A 14,647-nucleotide genomic window follows, 5' to 3' on the forward strand; every position below is an offset into this window, starting at 1 on the left:
TTGGACAGGGAAGCCAGTCACTCATGCCAGAACGCTCATACCCACTGACCTACAAAGATCAACTGCGCCGCCGCATCCTGACACCGCAGCCGTCGGCAGAACTGTATCCACCCATTGCCGAGCTCTTCGAGAACACGCCATCTGATCCTGAGCCCGTAACACCACTGGGCTGTGTCTTCGCCAAGTCCTGCAACCTGCCAGACGGCATCATCAACTACGCCAACCCCTCCGGTTTCGTCCCCCTGGATGCGTTGAAGGATTACGGCCACTTCGCATTATTGGGCGCACGTGAGGCCGACAGCTGCGGCGCCGTCCCGCTAAAGAAAATCAGTGGCAGTGCATTACCGGTCGGCCTGGGTGGTCTTGCTCTGGCCGGATTATCGGTCAGCAGTGTCACAGTAGCAGCCGGCGGCACCGTCGCCGCCGGCCTGCTGACCGGCCTGGTCGCCCTGCTCTGGCCCTCCGAACTCGGCGACAGCGCCCTCTACAACGAAGAACAGCTGCGCTCGCTCAAGCAAGCCAACTCACGGGTGCGCCTGCACGTCGAACAACAAGCCGACGGCACGCTCAAGGGCTACGGCTTCTACACCGGCAAAAACGCCGACTGGCAAATGATCGACATCATCCAGTTCCAGCCCCGCGGCAGCCAACAAGTAGCCGTGCTCGGCGACGGCCTGGAACTGATCTGGACCCCAGCCCTCAACCCCGCCGACACCCTAGGCATCCCGGCACTGGAAGCCGCGCCACAAGCACCGAACATCTGGGTCTATCCTCCAACCGAGGCCAGCAACGACATATTGGTCAACCCGATCTACCCACCGGAGTATCAGGATTTCATCCTGGTGTTCCCGGCGGATTCGGGGGTTAGGCCGCTTTATGTGGTGGTGAGTGGACGGAGAAATGGGCTTGTAGACCCTGATCATAAGTACCACTCGAAACCCACATTTCTGCCAGCGTTCCCCAGCGCCAAATGGGCGAAACCCAAAACACCAATTAGAGGCGGAGGTGGTAAACGTGCCCGTTGGAAGGATCCGGACGGAAAAATTTACGAATGGGACTCAGAAAGTAAGGCAGTAGAAAAGTACACTAAACGAGGAAAACATCTCGGCGAGTTCAACCATATAACTGGTGAACAGACGAAAGATGCTGATCCAACAAGATGGGTAGAACCATGAGACATGTAATTATGGGCGTTCCGCAAGATCAGGACTTTCCATTTTTTGAGAAAGAGCTTCCTCTTTCTGCAACTGAACTAATGCCAATTATGGGGTGGGACGATACGGATGAATGCGCCTTCGATTATCACCTAACCGAACAACAGATCAGCGATATAGAAAAAGCCTGTTCATTGGAGTTACCCAAGAATCTAGAGCTTTTTTTAACCAGCTACGCATAAATCCAACTAGACCACGACATAGAACACTACTTATGCGCCGAATTGCACTTTCAGACAAAAAAGTACGCAACATCCCAAGACGCCTCAGGGCGTTGATCCGGTGGGCAGCCAGCTACAAAGGATACTTCCCCGAAGATCTGTCTTTGGAAGATGGTTATCTCAAGGACAAGATCCCTGTTCTGGAAACCTTGGTAGAAGGAAAACAAACAACCTTCGCCATCCAGAAAGAATGCGCCCAACAACTGATCAATGCCGCCCACCACCTACTCCAGGCCAGACCTGACAATACTATCAACTGTCGAGTAGTCGCCTGCGTTATCACTCCCTCCATGTTCTCCAGTGAAATATGCATCTACACCGACATGAGCCGCTATCGCGGCCATGTATTACCGTTCGACTACGAATACTTCTGCCAAACCCGTATCACCGACAAAAGCCTCGCCGCAGACTGGGGTTTAACCCTTCCTGCCGGAATGAATGAAGCAGGGTTCCACTTTGTTCACGAGGATGAGGATGGGCAAAGGTTTGAGTCCGAGCATTGGTACTTTGGCGAGGTCGATGAAGCCGATGATGGCTCCGAAGAGGAACGTTGGAGGCACAAGACCTTTAAAACCTTCCGTGCAGAAAATCCGATGTTTTTCAGCCAGGAACAATAAGCACTGGGTAAGCCCAGCATCAAGGTGGTAGCACTATCGCCATCGCGGGCAAGTCGGATCGCCGCACCGCTCGCTCCTAGAAAAGCGCCACCGTCCCCTGTAGGAGCGTGGCTTGCCCGCGAAAGCGTCCTCCCAAACGACCTCAATCCCGAACCTTCTCCAAAATCTGACCAACGCCCCTCTTGCACCGCCCCTCACCTGCCGACAAGCTATGCCCCATTCGCTCTATAACCCGTCTTACGGAAGAAGGCTCCTGACATGCGCATTCTCATTACCGGCGGCGCCGGTTTTATTGGTTCGGCTTTGGTCCGTCATCTGATCCAGCACACCGAACACGAAGTGCTCAACCTGGACAAGCTGACCTACGCCGGCAATCTGGAGTCGCTGACCAGCATCGCCACTGACACCCGCTATGAGTTCGTACAGGCCGACATCGTCGACCAGGCCGCCGTCAGCGCCGTGCTGGCACGGTTTCAGCCCCATGCCATCATGCATTTGGCGGCCGAATCCCATGTCGATCGCTCCATCGACGGTCCGTCGGATTTTATCCAGACCAACATCGTCGGCACCTACAGCCTGCTGGAGGCTACTCGTGCCTATTGGCAGACATTGGCCGAGCCCGAGAAAGCCGCCTTTCGTTTTCACCATATCTCCACCGACGAGGTCTATGGTGACCTGCATGGCGTCGATGACCTGTTCACCGAAACCACGCCTTACGCGCCCAGCTCTCCCTATTCAGCCAGCAAAGCCGCGTCCGACCACCTGGTTCGCGCCTGGCAGCGCACCTACGGTTTGCCTGTGCTGTTGACCAACTGCTCGAACAATTACGGGCCGTTCCATTTCCCCGAGAAGCTGATCCCGCTGGTTATCCTCAACGCGCTGGCAGGCAAACCACTGCCGGTGTACGGTAACGGTCTGCAAGTGCGCGACTGGTTGTTCGTCGAGGATCACGCCCGGGCGCTGCTCAAAGTGGTAACCGAAGGTGTAGTCGGTGAGACCTACAACATCGGCGGTCATAACGAACAGAAGAACATCGACGTGGTGCGTGGTATCTGCAGCCTGCTGGAAGAGTTGGCGCCACAGCGCCCTGCTGGCGTTGCGAATTTTGCCGACCTGATCACCTTCGTCAAGGACCGTCCGGGCCACGATCTGCGTTACGCCATCGACGCCAGCAAAATCGAGCGCGAACTGGGCTGGGTTCCCGAGGAAACCTTCGAAACCGGTCTGCGCAAAACGGTACAGTGGTATCTGGATAACCTGGAGTGGTGCCAACGGGTCCAGGACGGCAGCTATCAAGGCGAACGCCTGGGTGCCAGCGACTTCAAAGATCTGATCGCCTGATCAAGGCACTGCTCTATCATGCTCACTCTGGGCACGCCGATCACGGCCATTACCTGTTCACTAATGCTGGAGAAAACCAATGAATGTAGTCACCACCGACCTGCCCGGTGTTCTGATCATCGAACCCAAGGTATTTGGTGACGAGCGCGGCTTCTTCTACGAGAGCTTCAATGCCAGGGCTTTCGAGGAGGCGACCGGCCTGAACACACAATTCGTTCAGGACAATCATTCCCGCTCGCAAAAAGGTGTGCTGCGCGGCTTGCACTACCAGCTTGAAAACACCCAGGGAAAACTGGTGCGCGTTATTGCCGGTGAAGTGCTCGACGTAGCGGTGGACATCCGCCGCAGTTCGCCGAATTTTGGTCGCTGGGTTGCTGTGCGTTTGTCAGCTGAAAACAATCGCCAGCTCTGGGTTCCGGAAGGTTTTGCCCACGGTTTCGTGGTGCTGAGCGACTTCGCTGAATTCCTCTACAAGACCACCGACTACTACACCCCATCGGCCGAGCGTTGCATTCGCTGGGACGACCCGACCCTGGCCATTGACTGGCAGCTCAGTGAAACGCCGCAGCTGTCGGCAAAGGATCTGGCTGGCAAGACCCTTCAAGAGGCCGACCTGTTCCCGTGAGCGTTCTCGTTCACGGCTAGGCATAATGCGCCTGTACCCACAGGCGCTCGACTCCCATGACCCCAACCCTCCCCCGCAGACCCCGATGGCGCAGCCTGGCACTGCTCGCACTGTGCCTGGCGCCATTGTTGTGGCCGCTGGAGCACCTGGCCGAGCGTTATTACCGCAGCGAACTGGTGGAGCAAAACCGTCAGACCCTCGACCTGTACGTCGCCAACCTGCTGGGCACGCTGCATCGCTACGAAGTGCTGCCGCAAATCCTCGGTGATCTGCCGGCCCTGCGTGCCGCCCTCGCCGAGCCGCAACAGCGCGTGACTCAAGACAACGCCAACCAGCTGCTCAAAGACATCTGTGCCCAGACCGGCGCCGAAGTCATGTACCTGATGGACACCACCGGCAACACCCTAGCGGCGTCCAACTGGGACAAACACGACAGCTTCGTCGGGCGCAATTTTTCTTTCCGGCCGTATTTCAGCGAAGCCATGGCCGGGCGTTTGGGGCGCTTCTTCGGCCAGGGCACGACGTCTGCCAAACGCGGTTATTTCTTTGCCGGTGCTGTACGCGATGGCGAGCGGATCATCGGCGTGCTGGTGGTCAAGGTTGACCTCGATCTCACCGAAAGCCTGTGGGGCAAAACCCCCGAACAAATGCTGATGACCGACCACAACGGCGTGGTGATTCTCACCTCGCGGCCGGAATGGCGCTTTCGCGCGACCCGTCCGCTGACTGACGAAGAGCGCCAGGCGATCATCACGGTCCAGCCCTACCCGACCCGCGACCCGCAGCCTCTGCACCTCAATCCCGACGCCTGGCTGACCCAGACCCAACAGATCCAGGAAACCGGTTGGAGCGTCAGCATCCTCGCCCCGCGCACCCTGATCGCCCGCCCGGTGCGCACCGTGGTCGCGATCGGCGGCGCGACGCTGTTGGTATTGATGTTGTTGCTCGGTCTGATGATGCAGCGCCGGCGTCATTACCTGGAGCGCATCGCTTTCGAAGCCAAGGCCCGTCGTGAGCTGGAAATGCGCGTCGTCGAACGCACCAGCGACCTCGAAGGCCTCAACCGTCGCCTCAAACAGGAAGTGCTGGAGCGCGAACACGCCCAGCAAGAGCTGGTGCGCGCTCAGGATGACCTGGTACAGGCCGGCAAGCTGTCGGCGCTGGGGACGATGTCGGCGAGCATCAGCCACGAACTCAATCAACCGCTGGCGGCGATTCGCAGCTACGCGGAAAACACCGAAGTTCTGCTCGATCACGAACGCATCGACGACGCTCGCGGCAACCTGAAACTGATCAGCGAACTGACCGGGCGCATGGCCTCGATCATTGCCCACTTGCGAGCCTTCGCCCGTCGCGACCGCCACGCGCCGGAAAGCGTCGCCCTGCAACCGGCGCTGGATGACGCGCTGGCCTTGCTGGCCAAGCGCAGACGCGCCATGGAAGTCGAGCTGATCCGCGACCTGCCGGCCGCCACCCTGTGGGTCGAGGCCGGAGAAACCCGCCTGCGCCAGGTGCTCGGCAACTTGCTGGCCAACGCCCTCGACGCTCTGACCGAAAAGGGCCCGCCACGCAAACTCTGGTTGAGTGCCGAATCCACCGCCGATGGCGTCAACCTGTACATTCGCGATAACGGCCCGGGTTTTTGCATGGAAGCCCTTGGCCGCGCCAGCGAGCCTTTCTACACCACCAAGACCCGCACCCAAGGGCTCGGGCTGGGATTGGCAATCTGCGACACCCTGATGCGCGCCTTTGGCGGTGAACTGTCGTTCGCCAACCACCGCGATGGCGGCGCCCTGCTAACCCTGCGACTGCGCGCCGGTGCGCCAGGAGTCAATCTGCAACCATCCGAGGACCGCAGTGCATGAACATCGACAACCGCATCCAGGTGGTGTTGATCGACGACGATCCACATTTGCGTCAGGCCCTGAGCCAGACCCTCGACCTCGCCGGACTGAAAGTCCTGCCGCTGGCTGAAGCCAAGGGCCTGGCCGGACGTCTTGAACGCGACTGGCCGGGCGTGGTGGTCAGCGACATTCGCATGCCCGGTATGGATGGCCTCGAACTGCTGAGCGAACTGCACGAGCAAGACCCGGAACTGCCAGTACTGTTGATCACCGGTCACGGCGACGTGCCGCTGGCCGTGCAAGCGATGCGTGCCGGGGCGTATGACTTTCTGGAGAAACCTTTCGCCAGCGACGCCCTGCTCGACAGCGTGCGCCGCGCCCTGGCGCTGCGCCGGCTGGTGCTGGATAACCGCAGCCTGCGCCTGGCCCTGAGCGACCGCAATGAACTCAGCACCCGGTTGGTAGGGCAGTCGGCACCGATGCTGCGTTTGCGCGAGCAGATCGGCGCCCTGGCGGCGACCAAAGCCGATGTGTTGATCCTCGGCGAGACCGGTGCCGGCAAGGAAGTAGTCGCCCGCGCGCTGCACGACCTGTCGAGCCGCCGTAACGGGCCGTTTGTCGCGATCAATGCCGGCGCCCTGGCGGAGTCGGTGGTGGAGAGCGAGCTGTTCGGCCACGAACCGGGCGCCTTCACCGGCGCGCAAAAGCGCCGCATCGGCAAGTTCGAATTCGCCAACGGCGGTACGCTGTTCCTCGATGAAATCGAAAGCATGAGTCTGGATGTGCAAGTCAAGTTGTTGCGCATGCTGCAAGAGCGGGTGGTTGAGCGCCTGGGCGGCAATCAGCTGATCCCGCTGGATATCCGCATCATTGCTGCAACCAAGGAAGACTTGCGCCAGGCGGCGGATCAGGGCCGCTTCCGCGCCGACTTGTATTACCGCCTGAACGTCGCGCCGCTGCGCATCCCGCCACTGCGTGAACGCGGCGAAGACGCGCTGATGCTGTTTCAGCACTTCGCCGATGAAGCCAGCACCCGTCACGGTCTGCCGCCTCACGAACTGCAGCCGGGGCAACGGGCATCGCTGTTGCGCCATAACTGGCCAGGCAACGTGCGCGAACTGCAGAACGCCGCTGAACGCTTCGCCCTCGGCCTGGAACTGGCACTGGATAACAGCGCGCCGGACGGCAGCGTTGCGCCGATCAGCGCAAACATCAGCGCAGGCCTGAGCGAGCAAGTGGAAAACTTCGAAAAAACCTTGATTGCTGCCGAGCTGGCACGCTCCCACAGTTCGCTGCGCAGCCTGGCCGAAGCGCTGGGTATTCCACGCAAGACCTTGCACGACAAATTACGCAAACACGGTCTGAGCTTCGCCGATGGCGGCGCCAACAGTGGCACCGACGAACTCGATTGAGCCACGCCGACTAATCTTGAAAAAGCATCCTGAACAAAGAGACCCTGCATGAACCGCGACAGTCGTCACCTGGAATCAGTCCTGCATCGCGACATCCCCCTCACGCGGGATATGGGTCTCAAAGTGCTTGATTGGCAAGCACATCAACTGCGTCTGCACTTGCCGCTGGAAGCCAACGTCAATCACAAAAGCACCATGTTCGGCGGCAGCCTGTACTGTGGCGCGGTACTGGCCGGCTGGGGCTGGCTGCATTTACGCTTGCGTGAAGAGGGCATCGAAGACGGGCATATCGTGATTCAGGAAGGGCACATCAGCTATCCGCTGCCGGTCACGACCGATGCGATGGCAATTGGCGATGCGCCAAGTGCGGCGGTATGGAAGAAGTTTCTGGTGATGTACCAGCGCTACGGACGGGCCCGGCTGACGCTGCATTCACGCATCGTCAATGCCGGCAGCACAGAGGATGCCGTAAGGTTTACCGGGCAGTATGTGTTGCATCGGTAGACTTGGCGCTGATCGTTTGATCGTTCCCACGCTCTGCGTGGGAATGCCGCCCTGGACGCTCTGCGTCCGCCGTGGGTGACGCAGAGCGTCACTGGATGCAATTCCCACGCGGAGCGTGGGAACGATCAACCTGTAGCGCTCTCAAGACCTGGCCAACACCAACAACTTCTCCCGCCATGCGGCTTTGGCCGGCAGTGCCAGGAAAAATGAATTCAGTAGGGATTCGCGCGCCGGATAGCTGAACGGCTCGCCGCTCAAATTCAACACCTCGCCACCCGCGCCTTCCAGCACGCCTTGCGCGGCGGCGGTGTCCCACTGCGACGTCGGCGCCAAGCGTGGATAGCAATCGGCAGCCCCCTCCGCCAACAGGCAAAACTTCAACGAGCTGCCGATATTCGCCAGTTGCAGCTCGCCCAGGCTGTCACTCAGCCCGGCCAGCAAACGCTCCTGTTCAGGGCTCGAATGTCGACGGCTGGCAACCACGGTGAACGCTTCACCTACTGGCGGAACGTCCCGTACATGAATCGGCGTCGGCTCGGCATCTTTGTCTGCACGCCAGGCACCCAGGCCAGCACCGCCGAAATAGCAGCGACCGTTGGTCGGCATCGACACCACGCCAAACACCACGCGCCCTTGTTCGATCAGCGCGATGTTGACGGTAAATTCCTCACTGCCGGAAATGAATTCCTTGGTGCCATCCAGCGGATCCACCAGCCACCAGCGCTGCCAGCCGGCTCGCACGCTCATCGGGATGTCGGCGTCTTCTTCCGAGAGCACCGCAATGCTTGGGTCGAGCGCCGTCAGGCCGGCGAGGATCAGATGATGCGCCGCCATGTCAGCCGCGGTCACCGGCGAGTCATCAAGCTTGGCGGTGACCGCCACGTCGGCGCGCCAGAACGGCAGGATGGCTTCACCGGCTTGACGCGCCAGTTCGATGACGGGGGCCAGTAACGGATGGGGGAAATTCATGGAGTGCACACTCATGGTTGAAACACCCCGCGCTCAGTCAACAGATCGCGGGCCAGGTACAACGCCGCCAAGGCACGGCCTTCAGTGAATTGCGAGTTCTGCGCCAGAGCAGACAATTCCCGCAGGTTGACGCGATCCACGCGCATCGGCTCAGGCTCGTCGCCCTCAAGTCGTTCTTCGTAAAGATCGGTCGCCAGGACCACTTGAATCTTCTGGCTCATGTAACCGGGCGACAATGACAGCTCAGTCAGATGCTCAAGTTGACGTGCGCCAAAACCGGCCTCTTCCTTGAGCTCACGCTCGGCCGCTGCCAACACATCCTCGCCCGGCTCGATCAGGCCCTTGGGTAAAGACAGTTCGTACTCCCCGGTGCCGCCGCAATATTCTTCGATCAATAGCGCATGGTTGTCATCGACCATCGCCACGATCATCACTGCGCCATAACCGGTACCCTTGCTGACCAGTCGCTCATAGGTGCGTTCGACGCCGTTGGAAAAGCGCAACTGCAACTCTTCGACGCAGAACAATCGACTAGTGGCGACGATCTCGCGGGCGAGTACGGTGGGTTTCTGGCGCATGACAAGCTCCTTGGCGTGAACGCGTTACTATACAGGCTGTTTGAAAGCTACTGCGCGCATCGCTCGCTACACTTTCAAATCAGTGCGTACCCGGCGTTGCCGATCATTTGTGTCGGATGTCTTTCTACTGTTCGAGAAGTTTTCCATGCCCTCATTACCCTGGCGCGACATCGATACCGTTCTGCTGGATATGGACGGCACGCTGCTGGACCTGCACTACGACAACCATTTCTGGATGGAGCACCTGCCCCAGCGCTACGCCGAGTTGCATGGTGTGAGCCGGGCCATGGCCGAACTGGAGTTGCAGCCGTTATTCGAGCACAACGCCGGCCAGTTACAGTGGTATTGCCTGGACTTCTGGAGCGCGGAACTGAGACTGCCCGTGCGCGAACTGAAACTGGAAACCGCCCATCTGATTGCCCTGCGTCCCGACGCCGACACCTTTCTGGCTGCGATCAAACAGGCCGGCAAGCGCGTGGTGCTGATCACCAACGCTCACCGCGATTCGCTGTCATTGAAGCTGGAAAAAATCGAACTGGCGCCGTATTTCGAGCGTTTGATCAGCTCCCACGATTACGGCTTCGCCAAGGAAAACCCGCAGTTCTGGGATGCCTTGCAAGCCGATATCGGCTTCGACCCGGCCCGTAGCCTGTTTATCGACGACACTTTGCCGATCCTGCGCAGCGCGCGAAATTTCGGCGTTGGGCATCTGCTGGCGGTCAGCCAGCCGGACAGCCAAAAAGAGCCCAAAGACACCGCCGAATTTGCGGCGGTCGGGGATTATCGGGAGTTGATAGCAGGTCTTTAGACCGAGTCGACTGCATCGCCAGCAAGCCCGCTCCCACAGATAGCGCGGTCCGTAGGAGCGAGGCTTGCCCGCGATGGCCACGGGCAAGGTTGCGCGATCCGGCCAATGACTCAAGTGCACTGCAAGCACGTTAGAATTGCTCCCTTGCCTGCGCCCTGGAGCGAAGATGGACATCAAACAGCTGAAATTCCTCATCGCCCTCGACGAAACCCGTCACTTTGGCCAAGCCGCTGCTCGCTGCCACATCACCCAGCCAACCTTATCCATGCGCCTGCGCAGCCTTGAAGAAGAGCTCGAGCTGCCGCTGGTCAACCGCGGTCAGCGCTTTGAAGGTTTTACCGCTCCGGGCGAGCGTGTGCTGGCCTGGGCCCGCACCGTGCTCGCGGCCTACGACGGCCTGCATGCCGAGGCCGCAGCCTGTCGTGGCAACCTGGTCGGGACTTTGCGTCTGGGCGTGGTACCGCTGTCGAGCTTCGACCCGCTGGCGCTGATGCAACGCTTGCACAAAGAACACCCGAACCTGCGCTTCGAACTCTCGGCGTTGAGCTCCGAAGAAATTCTTGAGCAACTGGCGAGCAATCGCCTCGACCTCGGCGTTTCGTATCTGGAGCGGCTGGACAACGAACGCTTCGACTCGCTGGCCTTTAGCGAAACCCGCATGGGCCTGCTCTACGACCAACGCTTCTTCAGCTTTGGCGAAAAGCCATTGAGCTGGGAGGCGCTGATCGAGTTACCACTGGGCATGCTCACCAGCGGCATGCACTTTCGCCAGTCCATCGACCACAACTTCCACAGCCGTGGCCTCAACCCGCAACCGCTGCTGCAAACCGACGCGGTCCATCAGCTGTTACAAGCGGTACACGGTGGCCTGTGCTGTGCGGTGATGCCACTGGAAGGCGGTCTTGAAGACTTGATCGACGACCTGCGTCTGCAACCGATTGAAAGCGCTCAGACCCTCGCCTGCCTGGGCCTGATCATGCGCCGCGGCGCGCCGCGTTCAGCCTTGGCCGAGGCCGTTTTTGCGTTGTATCAGAAATCACCGACAGACTCTTGATCGACGCCATCTATCGGCAGATCAGTATTAGCGATTAGACGCGACACTTTGACGCGCCTAGTCTTATCAGTAGTCAATACGACCTGATACTGCCGGTAACTCCTCATGAACGCCAAGCACCCCGACTGCGCGGCGCCTGCCGTCGAAACGCCTGCGCCCGCCGCCAGTCAGAGTTATCACTACTGCAACCTTGCGCAAACCGAATCGGCCAGCACCGCGCTCGCTGAAGAAGTTGCGCTGGCGATTGCCTACAACGGCATCAGTCAGGCAGTGATGCTGGTCACCCCGACCGACCTTGAGGACTTCATCGTCGGCTTCAGCCTGGGCAGCGGCATCATTACCGACGCCTGCGATATCTACGACCTGCAACTCAGCGGATCCGGCCCGGCGCAATACGCGCAAGTGAAAATCTCCAGCCGCGCCTTCTGGAACCTCAAACAGCAACGCCGCCAACTGGCCGGCACCAGCGGTTGCGGGCTCTGTGGCGTAGAGGCGGTTGAACAGGCATTACCCGAGCTAAACGTATTGCCCGGTGCGCCCTTGCCACCGGCCGAGTGGCTCGACGGTTTGCGTCAGCGCATCAGTGCCTTCCAGCCCTTGGGTCAGCACAGTGGCGCGGTGCATGCGGCCGTGTTCATGAACAACCGGGGCGAACTGCTACTGGGTCGCGAAGACATCGGTCGGCACAACGCTCTCGACAAGCTGATCGGCGCGCTGATCCGGCAGAACATCCCCACTGCTGGCGGCCTGGCCATTGTCACCAGCCGTTGCAGCCTGGAATTGATCCAGAAAGTCTTGCGCGCAGGCATCCAGACATTAGTCAGCCTGTCGTCGCCCACCGGCCTGGCCCTGCAATGGGCCCGCCGGCACAACCTCAATCTCATCCACCTGCCGCAGAAAAGTGCGCCGCGGGTCTACAGCCCTTCGATGGAAAATCAAGCGTGAGCACTCATCTTCAAACCGACCAAAAACCAACCCCGCGCTACAAACGCTACAAGCCCTACAAAGGCGCAGCCGGCGGTTGGGGCGCACTGATCAGCGTCGCTCAAGCCTGGTTGACCAGCGACAACGCACTGAAAAACATCCGCATGATGCTCAAGACCAACCAGAACGGCGGCTTTGACTGCCCGGGTTGCGCCTGGGGTGACTCGCCGGAAAGTGGCATGGTCAAGTTCTGCGAAAACGGCGCCAAAGCGGTCAATTGGGAAGCCACCAAGCGCCGGGTCGATGGCGCCTTCTTCGCCAGGCACAGCGTCAGCTCGTTGCTGGAACAAAGTGATTACTGGCTCGAATACCAGGGCCGTCTCACCGAACCGATGAGCTACGACGCTGAAACCGATCGCTACACACCCATCAGCTGGGAAGCGGCGTTCGCGCTGATCGGTAAACACTTGCAGAACCTCAGCAGCCCCGATCAGGCCGAGTTCTACACCTCCGGCCGGGCCAGCAACGAAGCGGCGTACCTCTACCAACTGTTCGTGCGCGCCTTCGGCACCAACAACTTCCCCGACTGCTCGAACATGTGCCACGAAGCCAGCGGTGTGGCCATGGCGCAAAGCGTCGGTGTGGGCAAAGGCACGGTGACCTTCGACGACTTCGAACACGCCGATGCGATTTTCGTCCTGGGGCAAAACCCTGGCACCAACCACCCGCGGATGCTCGAACCCCTGCGCGAAGCGGTGAAGCGCGGCGCTCAAGTAGTGTGCGTCAACCCGCTCAAAGAGCGTGGGCTGGAACGCTTCCAACACCCGCAACATCCTATCGAGATGCTCACCAACGGTGACCGTCCGACCAACACCGCCTATTTCCGACCCGCACTGGGCGGTGACATGGCATTGCTGCGAGGCATGGCCAAGTTCCTGCTGCAATGGGAGCGCGAAGCGCAGCTGACGTATGAACCGGCGGTGTTTGACCACGACTTCCTCAACGAACACACCGATGGTGTGCTCGACTACCTGGCCGCCATCGACGACACCTCATGGACGCAGATTGTCGAGCAGTCCGGGCTGCCCCTGAGCGATATCGAACAAGCCGCACGCATGTATGCCAAGGCCAAGAACGTGATCATGTGCTGGGCGATGGGCATCACCCAACATCGCCATTCGGTACCGACCATCCAGGAAATCACCAACCTGATGCTGTTGCGCGGCAACCTCGGCCGGCCGGGTGCCGGCCTGTGTCCAGTGCGTGGCCACAGTAACGTGCAGGGCGACCGCACCATGGGCATCAACGAGCGCCCACCAGCGTTCTTTCTCGATGCACTGGAACGGCGCTTCCAGTTCAAAGTGCCACGCGAAAACGGTCACAACGTGGTGGAAGCGATTCACGCGATGCTCGACGGTCGCTCGAAAGTCTTTATCGGTCTGGGTGGTAACTTCGCCCAAGCTACCCCGGACAGCACACGAACCTTCCAGGCGCTGAGCAACTGCGACCTCACCGTGCAGATCAGCACCAAGCTCAACCGCAGCCATCTGGCCCACGGTAAAGAAGCGTTGATCCTGCCCTGCCTGGGCCGTACCGACATCGACCTGCAAACCGAAGGCCCGCAAGCAGTGACCGTGGAAGACTCGTTCAGCATGGTCCACGCCTCCAACGGCCAGTTGCAGCCGCTGTCGAAACAGATGCGTTCAGAGCCGTCGATCATTGCCGGCATCGCCGTCGCGACATTGGGTGCACATCCGGTGGACTGGAACTGGCTGGTCGCCGACTATCGCCGCATCCGCGACCTGATTGCCGACACCATTCCTGCCTTCAAGGATTTCAACCAGCGTATTGAGAACCCAGGCGGCTTCCACCTGGGCAACACTGCCGGAGCACGTCAGTGGAACACCCCGTCGGGGCGGGCCAACTTCTGCGCGAACATCCTGCCGGTCGATCTGGTGCATGAGCGCACCCGCGCCACTGGCGTGCTGCCGGACCTGATCATGCAATCGATGCGTTCCCACGATCAGTACAACACCACCATTTATGGCCTGGACGACCGTTATCGCGGTGTCAAAGGTCAGCGGGATGTGCTGTTCATCAATGAAGCCGACATCATTCGCCTGGGCTTCAAACCCGGTCAGAAAGCCGACATCGTGTCGATCTGGGACGATGGCCGCGAACGTCGGGTCAAGGGCTTCACCTTGCTGGCGTTCGATATCCCCGCCGGTCAAGCGGCCGCCTATTATCCGGAAGTGAATCCCCTGGTGCCCCTGGAAAGCACCGGCGACGGCAGCCATACGCCAACATCGAAGTTCGTCGCGATTCGGTTGCAAGCGGCGAGTGATAACGGGTTGATCATGGCAAAGTCGGCGTAAGGCAAGATCAAAAGACCGCGTCGCCGCTGATCACGAAACCTTTCAAACGCCCACAAAAAAGGCCGCTTTTGCATAAAAGCGGCCTTTCCGAATTAGCTAAAGACCGGCGAAAAACACTTAAGTTCCGTCTAAAAAACAGTAACTTATAGAATTGTGCACAA

14 protein-coding genes are annotated in these 14,647 nt (G+C 59.8%); 12 read left to right on the forward strand and 2 right to left on the reverse strand.

What is annotated here, in order from left to right; all coding sequences use genetic code 11:
• Window positions 1-23 precede the first annotated feature (23 nt).
• From AC07UI_RS21505 to AC07UI_RS21540, 8 genes are all read left to right on the forward strand, one after another.
• Complete coding sequence (locus AC07UI_RS21505) at window positions 24-1,175, forward strand: colicin E3/pyocin S6 family cytotoxin (protein WP_494994400.1); 1,152 nt, start codon at window positions 24-26, stop codon at window positions 1,173-1,175.
• Window positions 1,172-1,396, forward strand: a complete 225-nt coding sequence (locus AC07UI_RS21510; RefSeq protein ID WP_494994401.1) for a DUF7683 domain-containing protein — start codon at window positions 1,172-1,174, stop codon at window positions 1,394-1,396. Before AC07UI_RS21505 ends, AC07UI_RS21510 begins: the two co-directional genes overlap by 4 nt.
• A 32-nt stretch (window positions 1,397-1,428) precedes the next feature.
• Window positions 1,429-2,052, forward strand: a complete 624-nt coding sequence (locus AC07UI_RS21515; protein WP_494994402.1) for a DUF3916 domain-containing protein — start codon at window positions 1,429-1,431, stop codon at window positions 2,050-2,052.
• Window positions 2,053-2,310: 258 nt separating this feature from the next.
• Window positions 2,311-3,393 carry a dTDP-glucose 4,6-dehydratase gene (gene rfbB, locus AC07UI_RS21520; RefSeq protein WP_494994403.1) on the forward strand — a complete coding sequence of 361 codons (1,083 nt, stop codon included), beginning with the start codon at window positions 2,311-2,313 and terminating at the stop codon, window positions 3,391-3,393.
• A gap of 79 nt (window positions 3,394-3,472) precedes the next feature.
• The gene (rfbC, locus tag AC07UI_RS21525; RefSeq protein ID WP_494994404.1) at window positions 3,473-4,018 is read left to right on the forward strand and encodes a dTDP-4-dehydrorhamnose 3,5-epimerase; all 546 of its coding nucleotides are present in this window, start codon (window positions 3,473-3,475) and stop codon (window positions 4,016-4,018) included.
• Window positions 4,019-4,074: 56 nt separating this feature from the next.
• Window positions 4,075-5,883, forward strand: coding sequence for a sensor histidine kinase (locus AC07UI_RS21530; protein ID WP_494994405.1), 1,809 nt, complete (start codon window positions 4,075-4,077; stop codon window positions 5,881-5,883).
• Window positions 5,880-7,274 carry a sigma-54-dependent transcriptional regulator gene (locus tag AC07UI_RS21535; protein ID WP_494994406.1) on the forward strand — a complete coding sequence of 465 codons (1,395 nt, stop codon included), beginning with the start codon at window positions 5,880-5,882 and terminating at the stop codon, window positions 7,272-7,274. The genes AC07UI_RS21530 and AC07UI_RS21535 overlap by 4 nt, the downstream gene beginning before the upstream one ends.
• Window positions 7,275-7,322: 48 nt before the next feature.
• Window positions 7,323-7,778, forward strand: coding sequence for a thioesterase domain-containing protein (locus AC07UI_RS21540; RefSeq protein WP_494994407.1), 456 nt, complete (start codon window positions 7,323-7,325; stop codon window positions 7,776-7,778).
• Window positions 7,779-7,919: 141 nt separating this feature from the next.
• Here AC07UI_RS21540 and cysQ read toward each other — a convergent pair whose 3' ends face one another.
• Window positions 7,920-8,747 carry a 3'(2'),5'-bisphosphate nucleotidase CysQ gene (cysQ, locus tag AC07UI_RS21545; protein ID WP_494994486.1) on the reverse strand — a complete coding sequence of 276 codons (828 nt, stop codon included), beginning with the start codon at window positions 8,745-8,747 and terminating at the stop codon, window positions 7,920-7,922.
• An 11-nt stretch (window positions 8,748-8,758) separates the two neighbouring features.
• On the reverse strand, window positions 8,759-9,325 hold the full coding sequence (nudE, locus tag AC07UI_RS21550; protein WP_494994408.1) for an ADP compounds hydrolase NudE: 567 nt from the start codon (window positions 9,323-9,325) through the stop codon (window positions 8,759-8,761).
• A gap of 145 nt (window positions 9,326-9,470) precedes the next feature.
• Between nudE and yrfG the strand changes: the two genes are divergently transcribed.
• The 4 genes from yrfG to AC07UI_RS21570 all read left to right on the forward strand — a co-directional run bounded on the left by yrfG (window position 9,471) and on the right by AC07UI_RS21570 (window position 14,486).
• Window positions 9,471-10,133 (forward strand): GMP/IMP nucleotidase, encoded by a 663-nt coding sequence (gene yrfG / locus AC07UI_RS21555; protein WP_494994409.1) that lies wholly within the window; start codon window positions 9,471-9,473, stop codon window positions 10,131-10,133.
• A 166-nt stretch (window positions 10,134-10,299) separates the two neighbouring features.
• On the forward strand, window positions 10,300-11,187 hold the full coding sequence (locus tag AC07UI_RS21560; RefSeq protein WP_494994410.1) for a LysR family transcriptional regulator: 888 nt from the start codon (window positions 10,300-10,302) through the stop codon (window positions 11,185-11,187).
• Between the two features lie 105 nt (window positions 11,188-11,292).
• Window positions 11,293-12,132, forward strand: coding sequence for a formate dehydrogenase accessory sulfurtransferase FdhD (gene fdhD, locus AC07UI_RS21565; protein ID WP_494994411.1), 840 nt, complete (start codon window positions 11,293-11,295; stop codon window positions 12,130-12,132).
• The gene (locus AC07UI_RS21570) at window positions 12,129-14,486 is read left to right on the forward strand and encodes an FdhF/YdeP family oxidoreductase (RefSeq protein ID WP_494994412.1); all 2,358 of its coding nucleotides are present in this window, start codon (window positions 12,129-12,131) and stop codon (window positions 14,484-14,486) included. The genes fdhD and AC07UI_RS21570 overlap by 4 nt, the downstream gene beginning before the upstream one ends.
• Window positions 14,487-14,647 lie beyond the last annotated feature (161 nt).

It is taken from the genome of Pseudomonas sp. GW821-FHT04C07, assembly GCF_059420325.1.

What these genes read in the sequence shown, in the direction of transcription:
- AC07UI_RS21505 (WP_494994400.1), top strand. Translation starts at nt 24, where the DNA reads ATGCCAGAACGCTCATACCCACTGACCTACAAAGATCAACTGCGCCGC.
- AC07UI_RS21510 (WP_494994401.1), top strand. Translation starts at nt 1,172, where the DNA reads ATGAGACATGTAATTATGGGCGTTCCGCAAGATCAGGACTTTCCATTT.
- AC07UI_RS21515 (WP_494994402.1), top strand. Translation starts at nt 1,429, where the DNA reads ATGCGCCGAATTGCACTTTCAGACAAAAAAGTACGCAACATCCCAAGA.
- rfbB (WP_494994403.1), top strand. Translation starts at nt 2,311, where the DNA reads ATGCGCATTCTCATTACCGGCGGCGCCGGTTTTATTGGTTCGGCTTTG.
- rfbC (WP_494994404.1), top strand. Translation starts at nt 3,473, where the DNA reads ATGAATGTAGTCACCACCGACCTGCCCGGTGTTCTGATCATCGAACCC.
- AC07UI_RS21530 (WP_494994405.1), top strand. Translation starts at nt 4,075, where the DNA reads ATGACCCCAACCCTCCCCCGCAGACCCCGATGGCGCAGCCTGGCACTG.
- AC07UI_RS21535 (WP_494994406.1), top strand. Translation starts at nt 5,880, where the DNA reads ATGAACATCGACAACCGCATCCAGGTGGTGTTGATCGACGACGATCCA.
- AC07UI_RS21540 (WP_494994407.1), top strand. Translation starts at nt 7,323, where the DNA reads ATGAACCGCGACAGTCGTCACCTGGAATCAGTCCTGCATCGCGACATC.
- cysQ (WP_494994486.1), bottom strand. Translation starts at nt 8,747, where the DNA reads ATGAATTTCCCCCATCCGTTACTGGCCCCCGTCATCGAACTGGCGCGT.
- nudE (WP_494994408.1), bottom strand. Translation starts at nt 9,325, where the DNA reads ATGCGCCAGAAACCCACCGTACTCGCCCGCGAGATCGTCGCCACTAGT.
- yrfG (WP_494994409.1), top strand. Translation starts at nt 9,471, where the DNA reads ATGCCCTCATTACCCTGGCGCGACATCGATACCGTTCTGCTGGATATG.
- AC07UI_RS21560 (WP_494994410.1), top strand. Translation starts at nt 10,300, where the DNA reads ATGGACATCAAACAGCTGAAATTCCTCATCGCCCTCGACGAAACCCGT.
- fdhD (WP_494994411.1), top strand. Translation starts at nt 11,293, where the DNA reads ATGAACGCCAAGCACCCCGACTGCGCGGCGCCTGCCGTCGAAACGCCT.